We start from the raw sequence: 21319 nt of genomic DNA on the forward strand, positions 1-21319 counted from the left end.
CCTCGTTTGGTGGTCATCGGCGCGGGCGGACACGCCAAGGTCGTCGTCGAACTGGCGAGGTCCTGCGGGTTCGAGGTCGTGGGCTGCCTGGACGCCGACGACACGCCTCGCCACGTCGTCGGCGCGATGGTCATCGGCAAGGATGACATGGCGTCGTCCCTGCTGTCTGACGGCGTGCGTTTCGCCGCCCTGGGCATCGGCAGCAATCGCGTGCGGGAGCGCATAGGGGTCGATCTGGAAGCCCTGGGTTTCAGCCTGCCCGCCTTGATCAGTCCAAACGCCGTGGTGTCGCCGTCCGCAGAGGTCGAGCGTGGCGCCATTGTCATGCCGGGCGCCATCCTGAACGCCGAATGCCGGATCGGGCCATTCGGCATCGTCAATACGAGTGCGTCCGTCGATCACGATTGTCGCCTTGGCATTGCGGTCCATATCGCGCCGGGCAGCCACCTCGCCGGCTCCGTCATCGTCGGCGACCGCGCCATGATCGGGGTGGGGTCAGCCGTCGCGCCTGGCGTTTCGATTGGGGCTGACGCCACCCTAGGCGCCGGCGCCACCGCCATTCACGACATTCCATCCAATACTATCGCCGTCGGGACCCCCGCCCGCGCAAGAGCAGCAAGGTAATCTCCATGGACCGCATCGCCGTCGCCGTTCCTCGCCTGTCGGATCGCGAGAAAGCCTACGTCAACGAGGCGCTGGACAGCACCTGGATCTCGTCGCGAGGCCCCTTCATCGAGCGTTTCGAGGCCCAAGTCGCCAAAATGGCCGGGACGAAACACGCCATCGCCTGCAACAACGGCACGACGTCGCTGCATCTGGCGATGGTTGGGCTGGGCCTGGAGGCGGGCGATGAGGTCATCATGCCATCGCTGACCTATATCGCCACCGCCAACTGCGTCCATTACTGCAACGCCACGCCGGTCTTCGTCGACAACGATCCCCGCACCTTCAACATCGATCCCGCCCGGATCGAAGAAGCCATTACGCCCCGGACCAAGGGCATCGTCGTGGTCCACCTTTACGGTCATTCGGCAGACATGGGGCCGATCATGGAGATCGCCGACCGCCACGGCCTGTGGGTGATCGAAGACGCAGCGGAAGCGCACGGCGCCCAATACCGTGGCCGGCCCGTCGGCGGGATCGGTCAATGCGGCAGCTTCAGTTTCTTCGGCAACAAGATCATCACTACCGGCGAAGGCGGCGCGGTCACCACCAACGACGACGCGTTGGCCACCCGCATGCGCCTGCTGCGCAGCCAGGGCATGAGCGCCGAGCGTCGCTACTGGCACCCGATGGTCGGCTTCAACTATCGCATGACCAACCTGACGGCCGCCATCGGGGTGGCGCAGATGGAACGGATCGAAGACGCCCTGAAACGTCGCGCAGAGATCGCTGCGGCCTATGATGACGCGCTGAGCGGACTGACGGACCTTATCGATTTGCCGTTCACGGCGGACGACTGCGTGCATTCCTTCTGGATGTACACGATCCAGCTGAAGCCGAACGGCAAGGTCTCGCGCGACGAAGTGATGGCCCGACTGGATGCGGAAGGGATCGAGACGCGTCCGGTCTTCTATCCGGTGAACGACATGCCGCCCTATTACGATGCGGCCGTGGACGCCCCGAATGCACGCCTCTGCGCCGCTCAGGGCATCAACCTGCCCACCCACGAACTGCTGTCGTCCGACGACATCCTGCGTGTCGCCGAAACGCTGAAGCGCGCGCTGAACGCCTAGAGATTCAGCAGCGCCGGATCGCCGCCTTGGGCGGCGATGTTCACGCTGATCGCCTTCTCGGCGGCGTAGCGGATCAGGCTGTTGGGGCCGCCGGCCTTGGGCCCGGTACCTGACAGACCTTCGCCGCCAAAGGGCTGCACGCCGACCACCGCGCCTGTGATCGAGCGGTTGACATAGACGTTGCCGGCAGGGACCAAGTCGACGACTTCGGCGGCGAAGGCTTCGATGCGGCTGTGGACGCCCAGGGTCAGGCCGTAGCCGCGCGCGGCCAGCTTGCCGGCGACCGACTTCAGGTCGGACGGGGCGTAGCGGTAGATGTGCAGGATGGGGCCGAAGACCTCGCGTTCGAGAAAGTCGGGCGTCGGGATTTCAGCGATGGTGGGGGCGAACAGGTCGCCCTTTTCGGCGCCCACCGGCAGGGCGGCGCGGGCGATGATCTTCGCTTCCTTCGATAGGCGCTCGATGTGGGCCTCGAGGGCCCGACGGGATTCGGGATCGATAACGGGGCCGATGTCGGTCTTGGGATCGGCAGGGTCGGCGACGGTCTGGACCGCCAGAGCGCCCTTCAGGCCCTCGATCAGGGCGTCGGCCGAATCCTTGGGCACATAGAGGACGCGAAGGGCCGAGCAGCGCTGGCCGGCCGAGCCGAAGGCCGACTGGATCACGTCGTCGATGACCTGTTCCTTGAGCGCTGTCGTATCGATGAACATGCCGTTCAGGCCGCCGGTCTCGGCGATGAAGGGGATGATGGCGCCGGGACGGGCGGCGATGGAGCGGTTAATGGCGGCGGCCGTGTCGGTGCCGCCGGTGAAGGCGACGCCGTCGATGCCCAGATGGGTTACCAGCGCTGCGCCGACCGTCTCGCCACGTCCTGGGACCAGGGCCAACAGGTCGGGGTTCAGGCCGGCCTTGTGATACAGGCGCACGGCCTCGGCGGCGATCAGCGGCGTCTGCTCTGCGGGCTTGGCCAGCACGGCGTTGCCGGCGGCGAGTGCGGCGGCGATCTGGCCGGTGAAGATGGCCAGGGGGAAGTTCCACGGCGAGATGCACGCGAAGACGCCGCGTCCGTGCAGGAACAGCTGGTTAGTCTCGCCGGTCGGGCCCTTAAGGGTCTCGGGGGCGGTGAATGCGCGCTCGGCCAGCAGGGCGTAATAGCGGCAGAAGTCGGCGGCCTCCCGCACCTCGGCGACGCCGTCGTTCAGGGTCTTGCCCGCCTCGCGGCTGAGCAGCGCGACCAGACGGTCCAGATCGGCCTCCAGCGCGTCTGCCATGGCGCGCAGGACGATAGCGCGCTTGGCGCCGCCCTGCCGGTCCCATTGAACCTGGGCCTCAGCGGCAGCCTGAACGGCGGCGTCGATGTCAGCCGTCTCGGCTTCCGAGACATGGCCCAGCACCTGCGAGCGGTCGAACGGATTGGTCACGTCTTGGGCGGCGATGCCGGCGCGCAGCTTGCCGCCGATGATCGGGCCGCTGGTCAACTTCTCGCGGTCGATCAGTTCCAGCGCCTTGGCGTGGGCTTCACGGTCGGCGGCCTGGGAATAATCGCGGCCGAGGGAGTTCTGACGATCGCCGTACATGTCTTTCGGAACCGGAATCTTGGGGTGACGGTCGGGCGCCTGCTCGACCAGGGAAATGGGATCGGCCGCGACGGCCGAGGCGGGTACGCGCTCGTCCAGCAGGGCGTGGACGAAGGAGGAGTTGGCGCCGTTTTCAAGCAGGCGCCGCACCAGATAGGGCAGCAGTTCCTCGTGTCCGCCGACAGGGGCATAGGCGCGGACAATGACGGTTTCGTCGGCCCATGCCTCCTGAGCGGCGTCATAAAGCGCCTCGCCCATGCCGTGCAGCCGCTGGTGCTCGACCGTCACGCCGTGATCACGCGCAATACGCCGCACGGCCGCCAGCGTATGGGCGTTGTGACTGGCGAACTGGGAATAGATGGCCGGCGCGGCCTCGATCATGGCCTTGGCGCAGACCAGATAGTTCAGGTCGGTCGCCGCCTTGGTCGTATAGACGGGATAGTCGGCGCGGCCGAACACCTGGGCGCGCTTGATCTCGGTGTCCCAATAGGCGCCCTTGACCAGGCGCACCATCAGACGACGGCCCGAGCGGCGGGCAAGGTCGGCGACGCGTTCGATCGTCTCCAGACCGCGCTTCTGATAGGCCTGAACCGCCAGACCGAGGCCCGTCCAGCCGCCCAGCGACGGCTCGTGCGCCAGTCGGTCCAGCAGCTTGAGCGACAGGGTCAGACGGTCCGCCTCCTCGGCGTCCATCGTATAGTTGATGTCGTATTTGGCCGCGATCTGAGCCAGGCGCAGGATGCGGGGATAAAGGGTCGCCCAGACGTCATCCTCATGCGTCGCCTCATAGCGGGGCGACAGGGCCGACAGTTTCACCGAGACGCCGTGGCCGTGCTCCGGTCCCTGGCCCTTCGACGTCTTGCCGACCGCCTCCATGGCGTCGGCGTAGATTTTCTCGTAGCGGTCTGCGTCGGCCATGGTCCGGGCGCCCTCGCCCAGCATGTCGAAGCTACACAGCCAGCCTTCCTTATTCGACCGTTTGAGCGCGCTCTGGATCGTGCGGCCGACGACGAACTGCTCGCCCATGATCTTGACGGCGGTGGCCACCGCCTGGCGGATGACCGGCTCGCCCAATCGGCCGGCGATCCGCTTCAGGAAGCCGGGCAGGTCGCTGCGCGCCTCGTCATCCACATCGACCAGCTTGCCGGTCAGCATCAGACCCCAGGTCGAGGCGTTGACGAAGAGGCTGTCGGACTGACCCAGGTGGGCGGCCCAGTCTGCCGAGCCGATCTTCTCGGCGATCAAACGATCGCGGGTGTCCTCGTCCGGAACGCGCAGCAGGGCTTCGGCCAGACACATCAGGGCCAGACCTTCGCGGGTCCCAAGCGAGAATTGCTGAAGGAAGCTTTCGACGACCCCCTGTTTTTTCTGGCTGCGGCGGGCGTGTTCGACCAGGGCCGTCGCCTCAGCGACCACATCCGCCCGTTCGGTCGAATCCAGGGGCATGCGCGCCAGATTTGCGGCGACGGCCTCACGCTCGTTGCGGAACTTGTGCGTATCCAGACCCTCCCAAGCGGCCAGGCTCGAAGGCATAAAGGTGGGAGCGGTCATCGGCGACAAATCCTGTGGATTTCAGCCGTATATGCCGGAGTTCATTGAAGGTGCTTCGTATGATACAAACCCAAGCCGAAGATCGTTCGGCTTACGTCTCGGATTTCCGATGATCGATATTGATGCCGTCGATCGCCGCATCCTGCGCGTGCTTCAGACCGACGCCCGCATTTCCAACGCCGAACTGGCGCGGCGCTGCAACCTGTCGCCCGCCGCCTGTTTCGAACGGGTCAAACGGCTGCGCGAAAAGAAGATCATCACCGGCTACGCCGCCATGATCGACCCGGCTCAGGTCGGCCGGGACCTGCTGATCTTCGTCGAGGTCCTGCTGGACCGCACCACCGGCGACGTCTTCGAAGCCTTCGCCGCCGCCGTCCGCAGCCAGCCGGAGGTGCTGGAATGCCACATGGTCGCCGGCGGCTTCGACTATCTGATCAAGGCTCGGGTCGGCGACATGGACGCCTACCGCGCCTTCCTGGGCGACGTTCTGGTGCGGATGCCGGGCGTCCGCGAAACCCGCACCTATGCGGTGCTGGAAGAAGTCAAATCGACGACGGTGCTGCCGCTTTAAACGTGACATTTCAACCGGGCGGGTGACGTGCGAACAAGGCTCGTCTAGTAGACATGTCCCGACAACTGCTGCGTTTTCAGATGCCCCCCATCTTTCCGGTTATCATGTGCGGCGGTTCCGGCACTCGGCTGTGGCCCGCGTCCCGGCCCTCACTGCCCAAACAGTTCATCCCTTTAGCGGGGAACCGGTCGCTGTTTCAGGAGACCGCCGCGCGTGTCGCCGCCTTGGCCAATGGGGGCGGTGAACTGGTCGTGGTGGCCGGCGTCACTCACAGGACAGCCATCCTCCAGCAGCTCGAAGAGATCGGCATTCGCGCCGTCGTCCTGCTGGAACCCGAGGGACGCGACTCGTCCGCCGCGATGGCCGCCGCAGCCCTCTGGACAGCTCAGCGCAGCCCGCAAGCGGTCAATCTGTTCGTCGCGTCCGATCATCACATTCCCGACGCCGAGGCGTTTCGGACATCCGTCGGCGAAGCGGTCGCTGCCGCAGCCGATGGAAAGATCGTCACCCTGGGCGTCGTCCCCACGGCGCCGTCGTCCGCCTATGGCTATATCGCACCGACCGGGCCCGGCTTGTCCGATGTGTCGGCCTTCGTCGAGAAGCCGGATTCAGCGACCGCTGAGCGTTACATTGCCGAAGGCTATCTCTGGAATAGCGGCAATTTTATCGTTCGTGCAGATGTGCTGGGCGCCGAAATCGCAGAGCGCGCGCCAGCCGTGGCTGAGGCCGTCCAGTCGGCCGTGGATCACGCGGCGATCGACGGCGCCTGTCTGACGCTGGGGTCGGGGTTCATGTCCGCGCCCAAAATCTCCATCGATTACGCCGTCATGGAAAAGACGACGCGTGCGTCCGTCCTGCCGGTTCGCTTCGAATGGTCGGATCTCGGCGCCTGGGATTCCGTTCACGCTTCCGGCGCAGGCGATGTCGGCCTACACGTTCTGGAGGACTCCGAGAACTGCCTGATCCGCGCCTGTGACGGCGTCATGGTGGCGGCTATCGGGCTGAGGGATATCGGCATCGTCGTCGAACGCGACGCCGTTCTGGTGACGGACCTGAAGAAGAGCCAAGACGTCAAGAAGGTGGTCGAAAGACTGCGAAAGCTGTCGCCGCAGCATCTCGATTTTCCTGCGCCCGCCCCCAGGGAGCCTCTCAAGGTCGGCGCCGCGCGACTGACCGCCTGGCTGAGACAGGCTGCTCTGCCGGTCTGGTCTAGTCTGGGGCAGGACGAGAACGGCGGCTTCGAAGAGGTGCTGGCCCTCGATGGCCGCAGGATCGCCACCTCCCGCCGCGCTCGCGTCCAGGCCCGTCAGTTGCAGGTCTATGCCGAGGCTGGACGACAAGGCTGGGAAGGCTCTTGGCGCACCGTGACTGCAAAGGGTCTCGACCGCCTGAACGCCGTTTCGCTTAGGTCCGACGGCCGCATGCGCACTTTGCTGAATGCGGACGGCGCCTCGCTGGACGAAACGGCGATGGTCTACGACCAGGCCTTCTTGATATTCGCCCTGGCCGTCATCGCCGATGCGAAGGGCGACGCCGATCTGGAGAAACAGGCGGCTGCTGTCCGGGATCTTCTGCTCGAAAGCGCCGACGCCCAGGGCGGACTGAAGGAGGCCGGCGATCATCCCTATCAGTCCAACGCCCACATGCATCTTCTGGAAGCGGCTCTGGCCTGGGAAGAGGCCGGCGGAGACCCGGCCTGGTCGAGGCTTTCCGACCAGATCGTCAATCTGGCCCGCACGCGTTTCATCGACACCGAGACCGGCTGTCTGCGCGAGTTCTTCCAGGAAGACTGGTCGCCTGCCCCAGGCAAGGACGGCGCCTTGGTCGAGCCCGGCCATCAGTTCGAATGGGCATGGCTTTTGGCGCGATATGGTCGCAAGCGCCAGGATGACGGCGCCTTGACCGACGCCTGGCGTCTGTATCAAGCCGGATTGAAAGGAATCGATTCGAAGCGCGGCGTCGCCATCGATGCGATGACCATCGACGGCGGCGTTCGAAGCGCGCGCTCGCGGCTTTGGCCCCAGACGGAATGGCTGAAGGCGTCGCTGATCCTGGCGTCTCTCGGCGACGACAAAAAACGCAAGGCCTGCCTGGAACAGGCCGCTGCGGCCCAGCAGGCCCTATGGCTCTATCTGACGCCACAAGGCCTTTGGCGCGACAAGCTGCTCGAGGACGGCGAGTTCATCGACGAACCCGCTCCGGCCAGCTCGTTCTACCACATCATGGCGGCTTACGGTCAGCTCAGACAGACTTTGACCGAACTGAGCCTCACTCAAACTTCAGAGATCGAACTGGCCTGAGCCATACCGCTGTTGAAGCGATGACTCTTATCGAGCTTCGCCAAACAACCGCGGCCGTCTCGCCTTCGTCATTCTAACCGTCTAGAAGTTCGCCCCTTACTCAACGGCTCAGGGTCCGCCCGCCTCAATGCGCATCGTTCTGGCCACCGACGCCTGGGAACCTCAGGTCAACGGCGTCGTCCGCACCCTGACGCGCACGGTCGCGGAATGCCGCGGCATGGGTCATGAGGTCGAGGTCATCGAGCCCAGCCTGTTCAAGACCATCCCCTGCCCCACCTATCCGGAAATCCGGCTAGCGCTGGGAGCGGAAGAAGAGATCCGCGAGATGCTGCGGGCCTTCGAACCCGAGGCCGTCCACATCGCCACCGAGGGACCAATCGGCATCGCCACGCGCCGCATCTGCGTGGAGTGGAAGCTGCCGTTTACGACCAGCTATCACACCAAATTCCCCGAATATGTCTCGGCCCGTTTTCCGATCCCGGTCCAGGTCGGCTACGCCTATATGAAATGGTTCCACAAGCCGTCCGGACGGCTGATGGTGGCGACGCCGACCCTGCGCGACGAACTGGTCGAGCATGGGTTCAAGAACGTCTCCCCCTGGTCGCGGGGCGTGGACACGGAGGTGTTCAATCCCGACCTGGAGCGCATCTACGACGAGCTTGGCGGCAAAGACTGGCCGCGACCCTTCTTCCTGAACGTCGGGCGTGTAGCGGTCGAGAAGAATATCGAGGCCTTCCTGCAACTCGACCTGCCCGGCACCAAGATCGTCGTGGGCGATGGCCCGGCCCGCGCCGAGCTCGAAGAAAAGTATTCGGACGCCAAATTCCTCGGCGCCAAGTTCGGCGACGACCTGGCCCGCTGTTTCCGCGACGCCGACGTTTTCGTCTTCCCCAGCTGGACAGACACCTTCGGTCTGGTGATCCTCGAAGCTATGGCGGCCGGGACGCCGGTCGCCGCCTATCCGGCTCACGGCCCGATAGACATCATTCCGGGATCGAACGCCGGCGCAATCGACAAAGACCTCAAGAGCGCCTGCCTGCAGTGCCTTGGACTGGATCGCAAGGCTGTGCGCGCCTATGCAGAAAAGTTCAGCTGGCGCGCTTCGGCCGAGCAGTTCGTCGAGAACCTGCAACCCTATCCCGAACCCGAGCGCGGCCGTTTCTGGCGTCGCCTGCGGCGTATCGCCCGTATTCGCAAACGCGCCGCCGCCTGATCGACGGGCCAGTCGAGCCGCCCCCAAAGGACAAGCCATGATGAAACCCCGTCAGGACCTAAAGCCGAACACGGCTGCTTACGAAACCCAGGCCTTGGTCAAGCCGACAGGCTTCCGCGAATACGACGCACGCTGGATCCTGGAGAAAGAGATCAACCTTCTCGGCATTCAGGCTCTGGGCCTTGGCCTGGCCACCTATGTCCACGAGATCGGCGTCGCGCCGAAGATCGTTACCGGCCATGACTTCCGCGGCTATAGCCTCAGCGTCAAACAGGCCCTGATCCTCGGGCTGCTGGAAGGCGGGATGGAGGTTCTGGACGTGGGCCTGGCCTTGTCGCCCATGGCCTATTTCGGCCAATTCGAACTGGACGCGCCCTGCGTCGCCATGGTGACGGCCAGCCACAACGAGAATGGCTGGACCGGCGTGAAGATGGGCGCCAACAAGCCGTTGACCTTCGGCCCCGAGGAAATGGGCCGGCTGAAAGAAATCGTTCTCAACGGTGAAGGCGTGGCCCGCCCCGGCGGCAAGCTGGTGCGCGTCGATGACTTCCGCGAAACCTATGTCGCCGACGTGGCCTCAAAGGTGCAGATCAAGCGTCCGCTGAAGGTGGTTTGCGCCTGCGGAAACGGCACCGCCGGCGCCTTCGCTCCTGACGCCCTGCGCCGGATGGGCGTCGAGGTGATCGAGATGGACACCGACCTCGACTACACCTTCCCGAAATACAATCCGAACCCGGAAGATCACGCCATGCTGGTGCAGATGGCCCAGCGGGTGCGAGAAACGGGGGCCGATCTGGCCCTTGGCTTCGACGGCGACGGAGACCGCTGCGGCGTGGTGGACGACACGGGCGAGGAAATCTTCGCCGACAAGATCGGCCTGATGCTGGCCCGCGACCTGTCCAAGGTCTATCCGGACAGCACCTTTGTGGTCGATGTGAAGTCGACCGGCCTCTACAAGACCGACGAAATCCTGAAGGCGAATGGCGCCGAGGTCGTCTATTGGAAAACGGGCCACTCCTACATCAAGCGCAAGACCGCTGAACTGGGCGCCCTGGCCGGATTTGAGAAGTCGGGCCACTTCTTCATGGCCGGCGATCTTGGCCACGGCTACGACGACGGTCTGGTCGCGGCAGGGGCCGTGCTGGCCATGCTGGATCGCAATCCGGACAAGAAACTCAGTGAACTGAAGACCGCCCTGCCGGACGCCTGGACCAGCCTGACCATGTCGCCCCACTGCGACGACGAGTTGAAGTACGACGTGCTGGAGCGGATCGTGAAGGAATACTCCGATCTGGCCGCAGCCGGCGGCGAAATCCTGGGCCGCAAGATCGTCGAGGCCATCACCGTCAACGGCGTGCGCGTGCACTTGGACGACGGCTCATGGGTCCTGGTCCGCGCCTCGTCCAACAAGCCGGAGTTGGTCGTGGTAGTCGAGAGCATGCGGTCCGAAGACGATATGCGCGACCTGTTCCGCAAGGAGATCAAACCGCGCCTGGCCGCCTATCCTGAAATCGGCGCCTTCAATCAGGAAATCTGAAAGATCACAGCGGACTGAACCAATCGCGCCCGTGACCGCTTCCCTTTCGGCTGAGGCCAGGAGGGAAGATTGCCGCGTTACTTTTTCCATACCCAGAACGGAGATTGCATCCGCGACGATCAGGGCGAGGAACTGAGGAGCGTTGATGCGGCGCGCGAGGAAGCCGTCGCCGTGCTGGGCGAAATCCTTCGCTACCGGGGCGCGTCGTTTTGGACGACCCGCGCCTTCAGCGTCATCGTCACGGACACCGAGGGTCAGACGGTCGTCAGCGTCACGGCGTGCGCATCCGATCAGGCGCCCGAGGGCTGGACATTGACGGGGGACGCGGGATGACCAAGCCTGGCGGCGTCTCAAAGATCACCACGCTGGTCGACAAGTTGTCGCTTCGGGACCGGCTCAATGCCGAGGAGATCGAGGCGTTAACCGCTGTCCTCGATGCGCCCAAAACCGTCTCCGCCGGATTCGACATCGTGCGCGAGCACACGCGCCCGCTACACAGCACCCTTCTGATTTCCGGCTTTTCCGCGCGGTATTCCACGCTGGAGGACGGGTCGCGTCAGATCACCGAGATCAATGTGTCCGGCGACTTCATCGACCTGCACAGCCTGTTGATGAAGCAGATGGATCACGGCGTCGTCGCCCTCACCGACTGTATGATCGCAGAGGCGCCACACAGCGGCTTGATCGACATCACCGAACGACATCCACACCTGGGCCGACTGCTTTGGCTGGACACCATCATCGACGCCGCCATCCATCGACAGTGGCTGGTGGCCATGGGCCGGCGCAGCGGCCTGGGCCATCTGGCGCATCTGGTATGCGAGCTTTACCTGCGCCTCCAGGCCGTCGGCCAAACAGGTGATTTGACCTTCGAACTCCCGCTGACGCAAACGACCTTGGGTGATGCGCTGGGCCTCTCGACCGTCCATGTCAGCCGCCTGATTTCCGAGCTTCGCAGCGAGGGGGTCGTCGCTTGGGCGGGCGGGCGCATCGATATTCTCGACTGGCGTCGCTTGGCCGAGATCGCCGAGTTCGACCCCACCTATTTGCGCCTGCAATCCGAGCCCGTCTGATCACTTAACGCATGTTATCGCACCGAACGGCGATCGGCCGTCTAGACGGGGCATGTCTCAGTCAAACCTCGCGCACGCCCTGTTGTCTGCCCTTGCAGTTCAGGGCCTGGACGAAGGCGATGCTTTCTTCGCCGAGGCTGGCGCACGAACCTCAACCACACAGCATGGCGAAGCTGTCGTCACGCTGATTTTGTCAGGCGTCCTGGCGCGGATCGGGCTCGACGGCACTCTGTCGCATGGGCTGGCGTCCAGCGACGACGTGATCAACTTCGACGCCGTATTGGGCGGGGGTGGGCCAGAGTCGGCCGTTTGGTTGACGGCCGGACGATACCTGACCGTCTCCGCTCGCAAGCTGGCGCAAAAGATCGATCGCGACAGTCTGGTCGAGATGGCGCTGATTGATCTTCGCCGTCGCAACATCGCCCTTCAGGCGGAGCTTTCGCGCCACGCCACATTAAAAGTCAGCCAACGCCTAGCCGCCCTATTGCTCGACGTTCACGACCGACAGGGAGGCGACGTCCTTGCTCTGCGTCAAACCGAGCTGTCGCATCTGATGGCTGTGCGACGCGCCAGCATATCGACCGCCTGCACCGAACTGTGCGCCGCCGGCGCCGTGCGGCTGCGGCGCGGCGCGATCCAGATCATCGATGTGGTCGCCCTGCGCCGAATGACCGACGAGGCCTATTCGACCGTGACGGACTTGGCCAGGTTGCGGGGCTGATCAACGTCGGTGCCCTTCTGAACGGCGGTGTAATAGGCCAGCAGCTGCACCGGCACGGCATAGACCAGGGGCGCAATCAGGGGGTGACAGTCCGGGGCATGGATGCGGCGGATGCCGGCGCCGTGCAGGTCGGGCGCCTTTTCCGGCGCGATCATGATGACCGGCCCGCCGCGCGCGGCGACTTCCTGCAGGTTGGAAGCGGTCTTTTCGAACACATCGTCCAGCGGGGCCAAGGCGATGGTCGGGGTCTCCTCGTCGATCAGGGCGATGGGGCCGTGCTTAAGCTCGCCGGCGGCGTATCCCTCGGCGTGAATGTAGCTGATCTCCTTCAGCTTCAGCGCCCCTTCCATGGCCAGCGGGAACATGGCCCCACGCCCCAGGAACAGGACGTCGTCGGCCTTGGCCAGATCCTGAACGACGGCGCGGATGCTGTCGCCCATGGTCAGAGCCTCGGCGATCAGGCGCGGGCTTTCGAACAGGGCCTTGACCAGTTCGGCCTCGGTCGCAGCATCGATCCGGCCGCGCGCGACCCCGGCCGCCACGGCCAGGGCCAGCAGAGCCGCGACCTGGGCGGTGAAGGCCTTGGTCGAGGCGACGCCGATTTCCGGCCCGGCATGAGTGGGCCACAGCACGGCGGCTTCGCGCGCCATGGACGACGAATGGACGTTGACGACGGCGGCGGTGTTCAACCCTTGCGCCTTGCACCAGGTCAGGCTGGCCAGGGTGTCGGCGGTCTCGCCGGACTGGCTGACGGCGACCGCCAGGGTCTTTTGCGACACGGCCGGCGAGCGGTAGCGGAACTCGGACGCGATCTCGACGTCGCAGGGCAGGCCCGCCAGTTTCTCGAAGGCGTAGCGGCCGATCTGACCGGCGTAGAAGGCGGTGCCGCACGCCACGATCTGGATGCGGTCGATGGCGGCGAAATCGACGGTATTCGTCTTCGCCTTGCCGGTCACCAGGTCGAGGTATTCCGACAGGGTGTGCTGGACGCTGTCGGGCTGTTCATGAATCTCCTTTTCCATGAAGTGGCGATATTCGCCCTTCTCGACCATGGCCGAGGAGGCCGAGACCTGGACCACTGCCCGATCGACCGGCTTTCCGGTCACGTCGAACATCTGGGCGCCGGACTTGGTCACGGCGACGTAATCGCCCTCTTCCAGATAGGAAATCTTCTGGGTGAACGGGCCGACGGCCAGGGCGTCGGAGCCCAGATACATCTCGTCCTCGCCCCAGCCGACCACCAGCGGGCTGCCGCGCCGTGCGCCCAGGATCAGGTCGTCCGTGCCGTCGATCAGCACCGCCAGCGCATAGGCGCCGGTCAGGCGGTCCAGGGTGATCTTGAACGCGTCAAGCGGAGCCCGCCCGGTGTTCAGTTCGGCGTCCAGCAGGTGGGCGATGACCTCGGTGTCGGTCTGGCTTTCGAAAACATGGCCCTCGGCGGCCAACTCGGCCTTCAGTTCGGCGAAGTTCTCGATGATGCCGTTGTGGACCAGGGTGACGCGACCGGCCTTGTGCGGGTGGGCGTTCTCCGTCGTCGGCGCGCCGTGCGTGGCCCAGCGGGTATGGCCGATGCCGACCGTCGCCGCCATCGGCTCCTCAACCAGAACGGCTTCCAGATTGCGGATCTTGCCTTTGGCGCGACGACGCTCGACCGCGCCATCGACCACGGCCGCGACGCCGGCCGAGTCATAGCCGCGGTACTCCAGCCGTTTCAGGCTTTCGATCAGCCGGGGAACGACAGGTCCGTTGCCGGTGACGCCGATGATGCCGCACATAAGCGAAGGCTCCGAGAAGTCAGGAAGAGGGCGCCGCTTTGCACTGGCGGCGATCCGGGGCTAAGCCACACATCAAGCCCCACCGGCCGTCTATGCAATCTTAAGGCGGGCCGCATCAAAAAAGGGGTTTCGGAACGTTACCCGAAACAAAGGACCAAGCCTTGGGCGACAGAAAATATTTCGGCACCGACGGCATTCGCGGGCGCGCCAACACCTATCCGATGACGGCCGAGGTCGCGCTGCGCGTCGGTCTGGCCGCCGGAAAGCTGTTCCGCACCGACGACGACCGCCGCCATCTGGTGGTGATCGGCAAGGACACCCGTCTGTCCGGCTATACGATCGAGCCGGCCCTGGTAGCCGGGTTTGCATCGGTCGGAATGGACGTGCGCACCTTCGGGCCCGTGCCGACGCCGGGCGTGGCCATGTTGACCCGCTCGATGCGGGCCGATCTGGGCGTGATGATCTCGGCCTCGCACAACGACTATGCCGACAACGGGATCAAGCTGTTCGGGCCGGACGGTTACAAGCTGTCGGACGAGATCGAGCTGAAGATCGAGGCCATGATGGACCAGGGTCTCGACCAGGGCCTGGCGCCGTCGAACAAGCTGGGCCGGGTCAAACGCATCGATGACGCTCAGGCCCGCTATATCGAGATCGCCAAACAGGCCTTCCCCAAGCGGCTGACGCTGCAAGGGCTGCGCATCGCCGTCGATTGCGCCAACGGCGCCGGCTACAAGGTCGCGCCGACCACCCTGTTCGAACTGGGAGCCGAGGTGTTCCCCGTCGGCGTGACCCCCAACGGAACAAACATCAACGCCGAGTGCGGCTCGACCCATCCGGCGACCCTGGCCGATGCAGTCAAACGCTACCGCGCCGATATCGGCATCGCCCTGGACGGTGACGCCGACCGGCTGATCATCTGCGATGAGACAGGCCGGGTCGTGGACGGCGATCAGATCATGGCCCTGGTCGGGCTGGACTGGGCCAGGCGCGGCCTCCTGACCGGCGGGGGCGTGGTGGCAACCGTCATGTCCAACCTGGGGCTGGAGCGAAGACTGAAGTCCCAAGGCCTGACGCTGGAGCGGACCAAGGTCGGCGACCGCTATGTCATGGAAAGGATGCGCGAAGGCGGCTTCAACATCGGCGGCGAACAGTCGGGCCACATCATCCTGCACGACCACGCCACCACCGGCGACGGCCTGATGGCGGCGCTGCAGGTGCTGGCCGTCTTGGTCGAATCCGGTAAGCCGATGAGCGAACTGGCCCGCCAGTTCGAGCCCGTGCCCCAAAAGCTGGAAAACGTCCGCTTCACCGCCGACAAGCCGCTGGAGATCGACACGGTCAAGGCCGCCATCGCCGAGGCCGAAGCGGCCCTGAGCGGTCAGGGACGGCTGCTGGTGCGTCCTTCGGGCACGGAAAAGCTGATCCGCGTCATGGCCGAGGGCGACGACGAAGCGCTGGTGAAGCGGGTGGTGGCCGATGTGGCGGGCGCGGTGCGCTCAGCCTAGGGCTTACACGCCGCCGGAGGGTCGCCGTCGCGTTCCCACAGTTTGCAGGACCGGTCGATCTCCCCCTGGATCAGATCGCAGGGGTTGGCGGCGTTGCAGGGCGGGCGGGTCGCCGGGCTGACTTGGATGCAGCGCTCGACCAGCCGGGCCGAGGCGGCGGCGCCGATGGCTTCGCGGCAGGGGACCTCGCTGACCGGAACCGGCTGAGCGGGCATGTCGGGACCCTCGGGAATGCTGGCCTCGACGTCCTCGGCCGGTTTGGTCGCTTCCTTCTCCGCAGCCGCCGGCTTGGCGGGCGGGGCAGGCGGCGGGGCGTCGGGCGCCAGTGGGACCGCGTCGATGACGTTGCTGCTTCCCGCAGTGTCTCCGGACGCAGGCTGATCGACTGGATCAGCGCGCTGACATCCGGCCATCAACAGAACGCAGGCGGCCATCGAAAGCCAGGGGGATCGACGCATCGACTTGTCTCCGGTCAGGACTGACCGGACGAAGATGCCCGTCCGCGCCGCGAGGTGAAACCCCCTATCGCTTCACCGCCGCCAGGGCCGCTTTCTGCAGGGCGAACAGTTCGGTGCAGCCGATCTCGGCTAGCGAGAAGAGCCGATCGAACTCGGCGCGCGAGAAGCCGCGCTTCTCGCCGGTGGCCTGGACCTCGACGATCTGGCCCGAGCCGGTCAGCACGAAGTTCGAATCCGCCTCGGCTTCGGAATCCTCTTCGTAATCCAGGTCCAGCACCGGCACGCCGTCGCACACGCCGCACGACACGGCCGCCACCTGATCCGTGATCGGGTCGGCCTTAAGCACGCCCTCGTCACGCAGATAGTTCAGCGCCAAGCTCATGGCGACCCAGGCGCCGGTGATCGACGCCGTGCGGGTGCCGCCGTCGGCCTGGATAACGTCGCAGTCGATCAGCACCTGACGTTCGCCCAAGGCCTTCAGGTCCACCACGGCGCGCAGGGAGCGGCCGATCAACCGCTGAATCTCTTGCGTGCGGCCCGACTGTTTGCCGGCGGCGGCTTCACGACGCCCGCGTGTGTGGGTGGCGCGGGGCAGCATGCCGTATTCAGCGGTCACCCATCCCTGACCCGAGTTCCGCATCCAGCCCGGCACCTTGTCCTCGATCGAGGCGGTCACCAGCACCTTGGTGTTGCCGAAGCTGATCAGGCAGGAGCCCTCGGCATAGCGATTGACGCCGGTCTCGATGGTCACGGGACGCAGTTGGTCGTCGGTGCGTTGCGAATGGCGCATGGGAGGGATCCTTGGAAGTCTGACCTTGGAAGCTGTGGCGGCGGTGCTTATCCTGAAACCGTGAGCCTGTATGCCCCGAAAAACCCGCCGTTCGACGCCGGCCAGTCCCTCGCGGGTCTGGCGGGGCTGGATGCGCGGGCGCGCGACATCTTCCGTCGCATCGTGGAAAGCTATCTGGAGACCGGCGAGCCGGTCGGGTCGCGGACCCTGTCGCTGGGCGGCATCGCCCTGTCGCCTGCCTCGATCCGCAACACCATGCAGGATCTGACCCTCGCGGGTCTGCTGGCGGCGCCCCACACCTCGGCCGGCCGCATCCCGACCCATGCGGGCCTGCGCCTGTTCGTCGACGGCCTGCTGGAAGTCGGCGACCTGACCAAGGAAGAGCGTCGCGAGATCGACGGGCGGCTCGCCGGGCGCGGCCGGAACTTCGAGTCCGCCTTGGACGAGGCCTCGAACCTGCTGTCTGGCCTGGCCGGCGGCGCGGGCGTCGTATCGAGCCCGGTCCGTGATTCCGGCGTCAAACATGTCGAGTTCGTCGCCCTGGGCGGCGATCAGGCCCTGGTCGTCATCGTCGCTGACGACGGCACGGTCGAAAACCGCATCATGACCCTGTCGGCCGGCGTCACGCCTTCGACCCTGGTCGAGGCCTCCAACTTCCTGAACGCCCGCCTGCGCGGTCGCCCCTTCGCCGACGCCAAGCGAGAGATGACCCAGGAGTTGGAAATCGCACGGCGTGAACTGGACCAGACCGCCGCCCGCCTGGTCGAAGACGGTTTTGCCGCCTGGTCCGGCGGCCAGGATCGCGAGCGCGCCCTGATCGTCCGCGGCCGCGCTAACCTGCTTCAGGACCGGGAGGGCCTGGCCGATCTGGAGCGGGTCCGCGTCCTTTTCGATGATCTGGAGCAGAAGGAACAGCTGATCGGCCTGCTGGACGGCGTCGATGCGGCGCAAGGGGTACGCATTTTCATCGGCGCCGAGACACGGTTGTTTTCACTTTCGGGTTCCGCCGTGATCGCGGCGCCCTATATGAGCGGCCGACAGCGGGTTCTGGGCGCCATCGGCGTCATAGGCCCCGCAAGACTGAACTACGCCCGTGTCATTCCGTTGGTGGACTATACCGCCCGGGTGCTGGGCCGGATGCTGGACGGGAACGACAAGTGAGCGACAAGCCCCTTAACGATGAACTGAACGCCGTGGACGCCGACATGGCCGAAACCAACGCCGAACACGGCCTGGACGCCCATCCGTCAGACGATCTGGCGCCGCTGGACGCCGTGATCGCCGAGCGTGACGAATGGAAGGACCGCGCCCTGCGCGTCGCCGCCGAGATGGAGAATCTGAAGCGCCGTTCGGAGACGCAGCAGAACGACGCCCGCGCCTTCGCCATCCAGCGCTTCGCCAAGGACCTGCTGGGCGTCGCCGACAACCTGGAACGCGCCCTGATGGCCGCGCCCAAGGACGCCGAGGGCGCGACCGCCGGTCTGGTGACCGGGTTGGAACTGACGCAAAAGGCCCTGCTGCAAGCCTTCGACGCCAACGGCCTGAAGCGCGTCGCGCCCCAGGCCGGCGAGGCCTTCAACCCGCATCTCCACCAGGCGATGATGGAACAGCCGTCCGAGACCGTGCCCGGTGGATCGGTGATCCAGACCATGCAGTCCGGTTTTGAACTGTTCGGCCGCACCGTGCGCCCCGCAATGGTCGTCGTCGCCGCCAAGGCATCCGGCGCCCAGGCTCCCAACCCCTATGGCGCCGCCCCCGCCGCCGACGGTCAGGCCTTCGACGGCAAGGCCTGATCTAGGCTTTTAACGCTTTATCGAATGTCGCCAGCAGCTTGGACCAGCCGTCCTTGGCGTCCGCCTCCGAATAGCTGGCGCGGTAGTCGGCATGGAAGCCGTGCTGGGCGTCGGGATAGATGTTGATCTGGCTGCCGGTCTGGCCGGCGCGCGCCAGGGCCTCGCGCATCCGCTCGACGCTGGCCAATGGAATGCCCTGATCCTTGCCGCCATACAGGCCGAGCACGGGCGCCTTAAGGTCGTCGGCGATGTCGACCGGCCAAGGTTGGCCCGATGAGATTTGAACCGGCGTGGCGTCTGCAGCAGGCGCCAAACGGCCGTACCAAGCCACGCCCGCGCCGATGGCGGCGAAGCGCGCCGCCGCCTGCCACACCACCTTGCCGCCCCAGCAGTAGCCAGTGATGCCGACCTTGCCGTCCTTGGACCACGACTGCTGGCTGGCCCACTCCAGCGTCGCCGACAGGTCGCCCATCACCTGCTCATAGTTCGCGGCGCCGACGATCTGCATGATCCGCTGCATGTCCGACAGGGGCGCAGGATCCTCGACCCGATTGAAGAAGGCGGGCGCGATGGCGGCATAGCCCTGCTTGGCCAGGCGGCGGCAGATGTCGCGGATATATTCATGGACGCCGAAGATCTCGGACACCACGACGACCACCGGGAAGGGGCCCTCGCCCGCAGGCCGCGCCACATAGGCCGGAAGCTGGAATCCGTCCGGCGCGGCATAGGTCACGGTCTCCGCGGCCAGACCCGCCTCGTCGGTGGTGATCGGCTTGGCCTCCTTCGCCAGCGCCGCGACCGCATAGCCGGAGAACAAAAGCCCCCCAAGCGCCCCCAGGCTTCGTCGGCTTAGCTTCAGATCGTCGGCGGTCTGGCCTTCGGGACGGATCAGGACGGTCATGGGACGCTCCAACGCGAGAAAGCGGTCAGAGCATCACGGCGAACGACGCCCGTCCAGTCACGATAAGGCGCGCTGTTGAAGTCTCGACGACTTCTACAACGGACAGAAGGGCGCTCAAGCAGCGAGCGACCGCGTCGCGAGCGTTAGCGCCATTCTTCTCAAGATCAATGCCTGAAGACCCGCACCCCGGTGAAGGCCATGGCGATGCCCTTTTCGTCGGCGGCGGCGATGACCTCGGCGTCGCGCATCGAGCCGCCCGGCTGGATCACCGCCGTGGCGCCGGCCGCGACGGCTTCCAAGAGACCGTCGGCGAAGGGGAAGAAGGCTTCGGACGCACAGGCCGAACCCTCGGCCAGCGACTGAGTCAGCCCCTTGGCTTCACCAGCCTCCTTGGCGCGAATAGCGGCGATGCGGGCGCTGTCGCGACGGTTCATCTGGCCGGCGCCGATGCCGGCGGTCTGGCCGTCCTTGGCGTAGACGATGGCGTTGGACTTGACGTGCTTGGCCACGGTGAAGGCGAACAGCATGTCCTGGATCTCGGTCGGGGTCGGCTGGCGCTTGGTGACGATCTTCAGGTCCGCCGGCTTGATCAGGCTGCGATCCCGCGACTGAACCAGGAAGCCTCCGGCGACCGAACGGAACACCTCGCCCGCGCCGTGGGGGTCAGGCAGGCCGTCCGTGATCAGCAGGCGCAGGTTCTTCTTGGCCGCGAAGACGGCCTTGGCCTCGTCGTCGGCGCCGGGGGCGATGACGACCTCGGTGAAGATGCCGGTGATGGCGCGGGCGTCGTCGCCGTTCAGTGGGCGATTGACCGCGATGACGCCGCCGAAGGCCGAGACGGCGTCGCATTCCAGCGCGCGGGCGTAGGCCTCCGACAGGTCCTTGCCCACCGCGACGCCGCACGGATTGGCGTGTTTGACGATGACCACGGCCGGCTGTTCGAACTCCGCGACCAACTCATAGGCGGCGTCGGCGTCGGCGATGTTGTTGTACCCCAGTTCCTTGCCCTGAACCTGTTCGGCATAGGCCACGCCCGGACGGCGCTCGCCGGTGCGGTAGAAGGCGCCCGTCTGGTGTGGGTTTTCGCCATAGCGCAGGGTCTGGGCCAAGGAGCCCGCGATGGACTTGCGGGCCGGCGCGGCATCCTCGACCTGGCTTGCGAACCAGCCCGAGACGGCGGCGTCATAGGCGGCGGTGCGGGCGAAGGCGCGGGCGGCCAGGCGTTTGCGAAGGCTGAGATCGGTCGAACCCTCGGCCTTCAGCGCCGACAGGATCAGGCCGATGCTCTCGCCGTCGACGGCGACGGCGACATAGCCGTGGTTCTTGGAGCCGGAGCGGATCATGGCCGGGCCGCCGATGTCGATGTTCTCGACCGCCGCCTCGAAAGATCCGCCCGCCGCGACGGTGCTTTCGAACGGATAGAGATCGATCCAGACGATATCGATGGCGCCGATGCCGTGGTCGGTCATGGCCTGGGCGTGGTCGGCCGCATCGCGCACGCCCAGCAGACCGCCGTGAACGATGGGGTGCAGGGTCTTGACCCGGCCGTCCATCATCTCGGGGAAGCCCGTCAGATCGGCCACGTCCTTGACCGGCAGGCCGAGTTTCTTGATCGCCGCGCGCGTGCCGCCGGTCGAGACCAGTTCGACGCCCAGATCGTGCAGGGTGCGGGCCGCCTCCTCCAGCCCCGCCTTGTCGGACAGGGAGATCAGAGCGCGTTTCGGCTTCACCTGATCGGGCGCGGGCGGAAAGTCGGGAGCGGCGGGCATGAGGCGGCGTCCGTAAAGGCTGGGGGAGGATGGCGCGGCGTCTAGC

The 21319-nt window shown here is 65.7% G+C and carries 18 protein-coding genes; 12 read left to right on the forward strand and 6 right to left on the reverse strand.

Translation table 11 applies throughout. The features are described 5' to 3' along the window. The first annotated feature begins 9 nt into the window (after nt 1–9). Both AC3WRC_RS07600 and AC3WRC_RS07605 read left to right on the forward strand, forming a co-directional pair. Nucleotides 10–624 carry an acetyltransferase gene (locus AC3WRC_RS07600; protein WP_235551303.1) on the forward strand — a complete coding sequence of 205 codons (615 nt, stop codon included), beginning with the start codon at nt 10–12 and terminating at the stop codon, nt 622–624. A 5-nt stretch (nt 625–629) separates the two neighbouring features. Beyond that, a complete protein-coding gene (locus AC3WRC_RS07605) occupies nt 630–1736 on the forward strand; it encodes a DegT/DnrJ/EryC1/StrS family aminotransferase (RefSeq protein ID WP_492303432.1) in 1107 nt (368 codons plus the stop codon). Here AC3WRC_RS07605 and putA read toward each other — a convergent pair. Continuing rightward, a complete protein-coding gene (gene putA, locus AC3WRC_RS07610) occupies nt 1733–4864 on the reverse strand; it encodes a bifunctional proline dehydrogenase/L-glutamate gamma-semialdehyde dehydrogenase PutA (RefSeq protein ID WP_492303433.1) in 3132 nt (1043 codons plus the stop codon). The two genes, AC3WRC_RS07605 and putA, sit on opposite strands and share 4 nt — an antisense overlap. Nucleotides 4865–4973: 109 nt before the next feature. On the opposite strand from putA, the gene AC3WRC_RS07615 reads away from it, so the two are divergent. The 7 genes from AC3WRC_RS07615 to AC3WRC_RS07645 all read left to right on the forward strand — a co-directional run bounded on the left by AC3WRC_RS07615 (nt 4974) and on the right by AC3WRC_RS07645 (nt 12279). Further along, a complete protein-coding gene (locus AC3WRC_RS07615) occupies nt 4974–5435 on the forward strand; it encodes an Lrp/AsnC ligand binding domain-containing protein (protein ID WP_039243792.1) in 462 nt (153 codons plus the stop codon). Between the two features lie 53 nt (nt 5436–5488). Further along, nucleotides 5489–7735, forward strand: coding sequence for an AGE family epimerase/isomerase (locus AC3WRC_RS07620; RefSeq protein WP_492303434.1), 2247 nt, complete (start codon nt 5489–5491; stop codon nt 7733–7735). Nucleotides 7736–7862: 127 nt separating this feature from the next. Then, entirely contained in the window at nt 7863–8948 is a 1086-nt protein-coding gene (locus AC3WRC_RS07625) for a glycosyltransferase family 4 protein (RefSeq protein WP_492303435.1), read from the forward strand. A gap of 37 nt (nt 8949–8985) precedes the next feature. Further along, nucleotides 8986–10485 (forward strand): phosphomannomutase/phosphoglucomutase, encoded by a 1500-nt coding sequence (locus AC3WRC_RS07630; protein ID WP_492303436.1) that lies wholly within the window; start codon nt 8986–8988, stop codon nt 10483–10485. 69 nt (nt 10486–10554) lie between these two features. Further along, complete coding sequence (locus AC3WRC_RS07635) at nt 10555–10818, forward strand: DUF6894 family protein (RefSeq protein ID WP_492303437.1); 264 nt, start codon at nt 10555–10557, stop codon at nt 10816–10818. Continuing rightward, on the forward strand, nt 10815–11558 hold the full coding sequence (locus AC3WRC_RS07640) for a Crp/Fnr family transcriptional regulator (protein ID WP_492303438.1): 744 nt from the start codon (nt 10815–10817) through the stop codon (nt 11556–11558). The genes AC3WRC_RS07635 and AC3WRC_RS07640 overlap by 4 nt, the downstream gene beginning before the upstream one ends. A gap of 52 nt (nt 11559–11610) precedes the next feature. After that, nucleotides 11611–12279 carry a Crp/Fnr family transcriptional regulator gene (locus AC3WRC_RS07645; RefSeq protein ID WP_492303439.1) on the forward strand — a complete coding sequence of 223 codons (669 nt, stop codon included), beginning with the start codon at nt 11611–11613 and terminating at the stop codon, nt 12277–12279. Here AC3WRC_RS07645 and glmS read toward each other — a convergent pair. After that, nucleotides 12240–14054: a glutamine--fructose-6-phosphate transaminase (isomerizing) gene (gene glmS / locus AC3WRC_RS07650; protein WP_492303440.1), complete on the reverse strand. Its 1815-nt coding sequence runs from the start codon at nt 14052–14054 to the stop codon at nt 12240–12242. The genes AC3WRC_RS07645 and glmS overlap by 40 nt on opposite strands. A gap of 161 nt (nt 14055–14215) precedes the next feature. Between glmS and glmM the strand changes: the two genes are divergently transcribed. Beyond that, on the forward strand, nt 14216–15562 hold the full coding sequence (glmM, locus tag AC3WRC_RS07655; protein WP_492303441.1) for a phosphoglucosamine mutase: 1347 nt from the start codon (nt 14216–14218) through the stop codon (nt 15560–15562). Here the strand turns inward: glmM and AC3WRC_RS07660 are convergent. Next, nucleotides 15559–16020, reverse strand: a complete 462-nt coding sequence (locus AC3WRC_RS07660; protein ID WP_492303442.1) for a hypothetical protein — start codon at nt 16018–16020, stop codon at nt 15559–15561. The two genes, glmM and AC3WRC_RS07660, sit on opposite strands and share 4 nt — an antisense overlap. 64 nt (nt 16021–16084) lie before the next feature. Next, the gene (gene rph, locus AC3WRC_RS07665; RefSeq protein WP_336979737.1) at nt 16085–16810 is read right to left on the reverse strand and encodes a ribonuclease PH; all 726 of its coding nucleotides are present in this window, start codon (nt 16808–16810) and stop codon (nt 16085–16087) included. 66 nt (nt 16811–16876) lie between these two features. Between rph and hrcA the strand changes: the two genes are divergently transcribed. Together hrcA and grpE are read left to right on the forward strand one after the other, a co-directional pair. Further along, nucleotides 16877–17971 carry a heat-inducible transcriptional repressor HrcA gene (gene hrcA, locus AC3WRC_RS07670; RefSeq protein ID WP_492303479.1) on the forward strand — a complete coding sequence of 365 codons (1095 nt, stop codon included), beginning with the start codon at nt 16877–16879 and terminating at the stop codon, nt 17969–17971. Nucleotides 17972–18015: 44 nt separating this feature from the next. Further along, on the forward strand, nt 18016–18603 hold the full coding sequence (grpE, locus tag AC3WRC_RS07675; RefSeq protein ID WP_492303480.1) for a nucleotide exchange factor GrpE: 588 nt from the start codon (nt 18016–18018) through the stop codon (nt 18601–18603). 1 nt (nt 18604) lies between these two features. Here grpE and AC3WRC_RS07680 read toward each other — a convergent pair whose 3' ends face one another. Together AC3WRC_RS07680 and purH are read right to left on the reverse strand one after the other, a co-directional pair. Next, on the reverse strand, nt 18605–19504 hold the full coding sequence (locus AC3WRC_RS07680) for a dienelactone hydrolase family protein (RefSeq protein WP_492303443.1): 900 nt from the start codon (nt 19502–19504) through the stop codon (nt 18605–18607). A gap of 164 nt (nt 19505–19668) precedes the next feature. Beyond that, nucleotides 19669–21273: a bifunctional phosphoribosylaminoimidazolecarboxamide formyltransferase/IMP cyclohydrolase gene (gene purH, locus AC3WRC_RS07685; protein ID WP_492303444.1), complete on the reverse strand. Its 1605-nt coding sequence runs from the start codon at nt 21271–21273 to the stop codon at nt 19669–19671. Between the last annotated feature and the right edge of the window lie 46 nt (nt 21274–21319).

This window comes from Brevundimonas sp. EU05-FHT14B07 (assembly GCF_058790795.1).

Excerpts from the sequence above, each read along its gene's own strand:
- AC3WRC_RS07625 (WP_492303435.1), top strand. The coding sequence starts at position 7,863 with ATGCGCATCGTTCTGGCCACCGACGCCTGGGAACCTCAGGTCAACGGC.
- putA (WP_492303433.1), bottom strand. The coding sequence starts at position 4,864 with ATGACCGCTCCCACCTTTATGCCTTCGAGCCTGGCCGCTTGGGAGGGT.
- AC3WRC_RS07630 (WP_492303436.1), top strand. The coding sequence starts at position 8,986 with ATGATGAAACCCCGTCAGGACCTAAAGCCGAACACGGCTGCTTACGAA.
- AC3WRC_RS07640 (WP_492303438.1), top strand. The coding sequence starts at position 10,815 with ATGACCAAGCCTGGCGGCGTCTCAAAGATCACCACGCTGGTCGACAAG.
- AC3WRC_RS07680 (WP_492303443.1), bottom strand. The coding sequence starts at position 19,504 with ATGACCGTCCTGATCCGTCCCGAAGGCCAGACCGCCGACGATCTGAAG.
- rph (WP_336979737.1), bottom strand. The coding sequence starts at position 16,810 with ATGCGCCATTCGCAACGCACCGACGACCAACTGCGTCCCGTGACCATC.
- AC3WRC_RS07615 (WP_039243792.1), top strand. The coding sequence starts at position 4,974 with ATGATCGATATTGATGCCGTCGATCGCCGCATCCTGCGCGTGCTTCAG.
- AC3WRC_RS07620 (WP_492303434.1), top strand. The coding sequence starts at position 5,489 with ATGTCCCGACAACTGCTGCGTTTTCAGATGCCCCCCATCTTTCCGGTT.
- AC3WRC_RS07605 (WP_492303432.1), top strand. The coding sequence starts at position 630 with ATGGACCGCATCGCCGTCGCCGTTCCTCGCCTGTCGGATCGCGAGAAA.
- grpE (WP_492303480.1), top strand. The coding sequence starts at position 18,016 with ATGGCCGAAACCAACGCCGAACACGGCCTGGACGCCCATCCGTCAGAC.
- purH (WP_492303444.1), bottom strand. The coding sequence starts at position 21,273 with ATGCCCGCCGCTCCCGACTTTCCGCCCGCGCCCGATCAGGTGAAGCCG.
- AC3WRC_RS07660 (WP_492303442.1), bottom strand. The coding sequence starts at position 16,020 with ATGCGTCGATCCCCCTGGCTTTCGATGGCCGCCTGCGTTCTGTTGATG.
- AC3WRC_RS07645 (WP_492303439.1), top strand. The coding sequence starts at position 11,611 with ATGTCTCAGTCAAACCTCGCGCACGCCCTGTTGTCTGCCCTTGCAGTT.
- glmS (WP_492303440.1), bottom strand. The coding sequence starts at position 14,054 with ATGTGCGGCATCATCGGCGTCACCGGCAACGGACCTGTCGTTCCCCGG.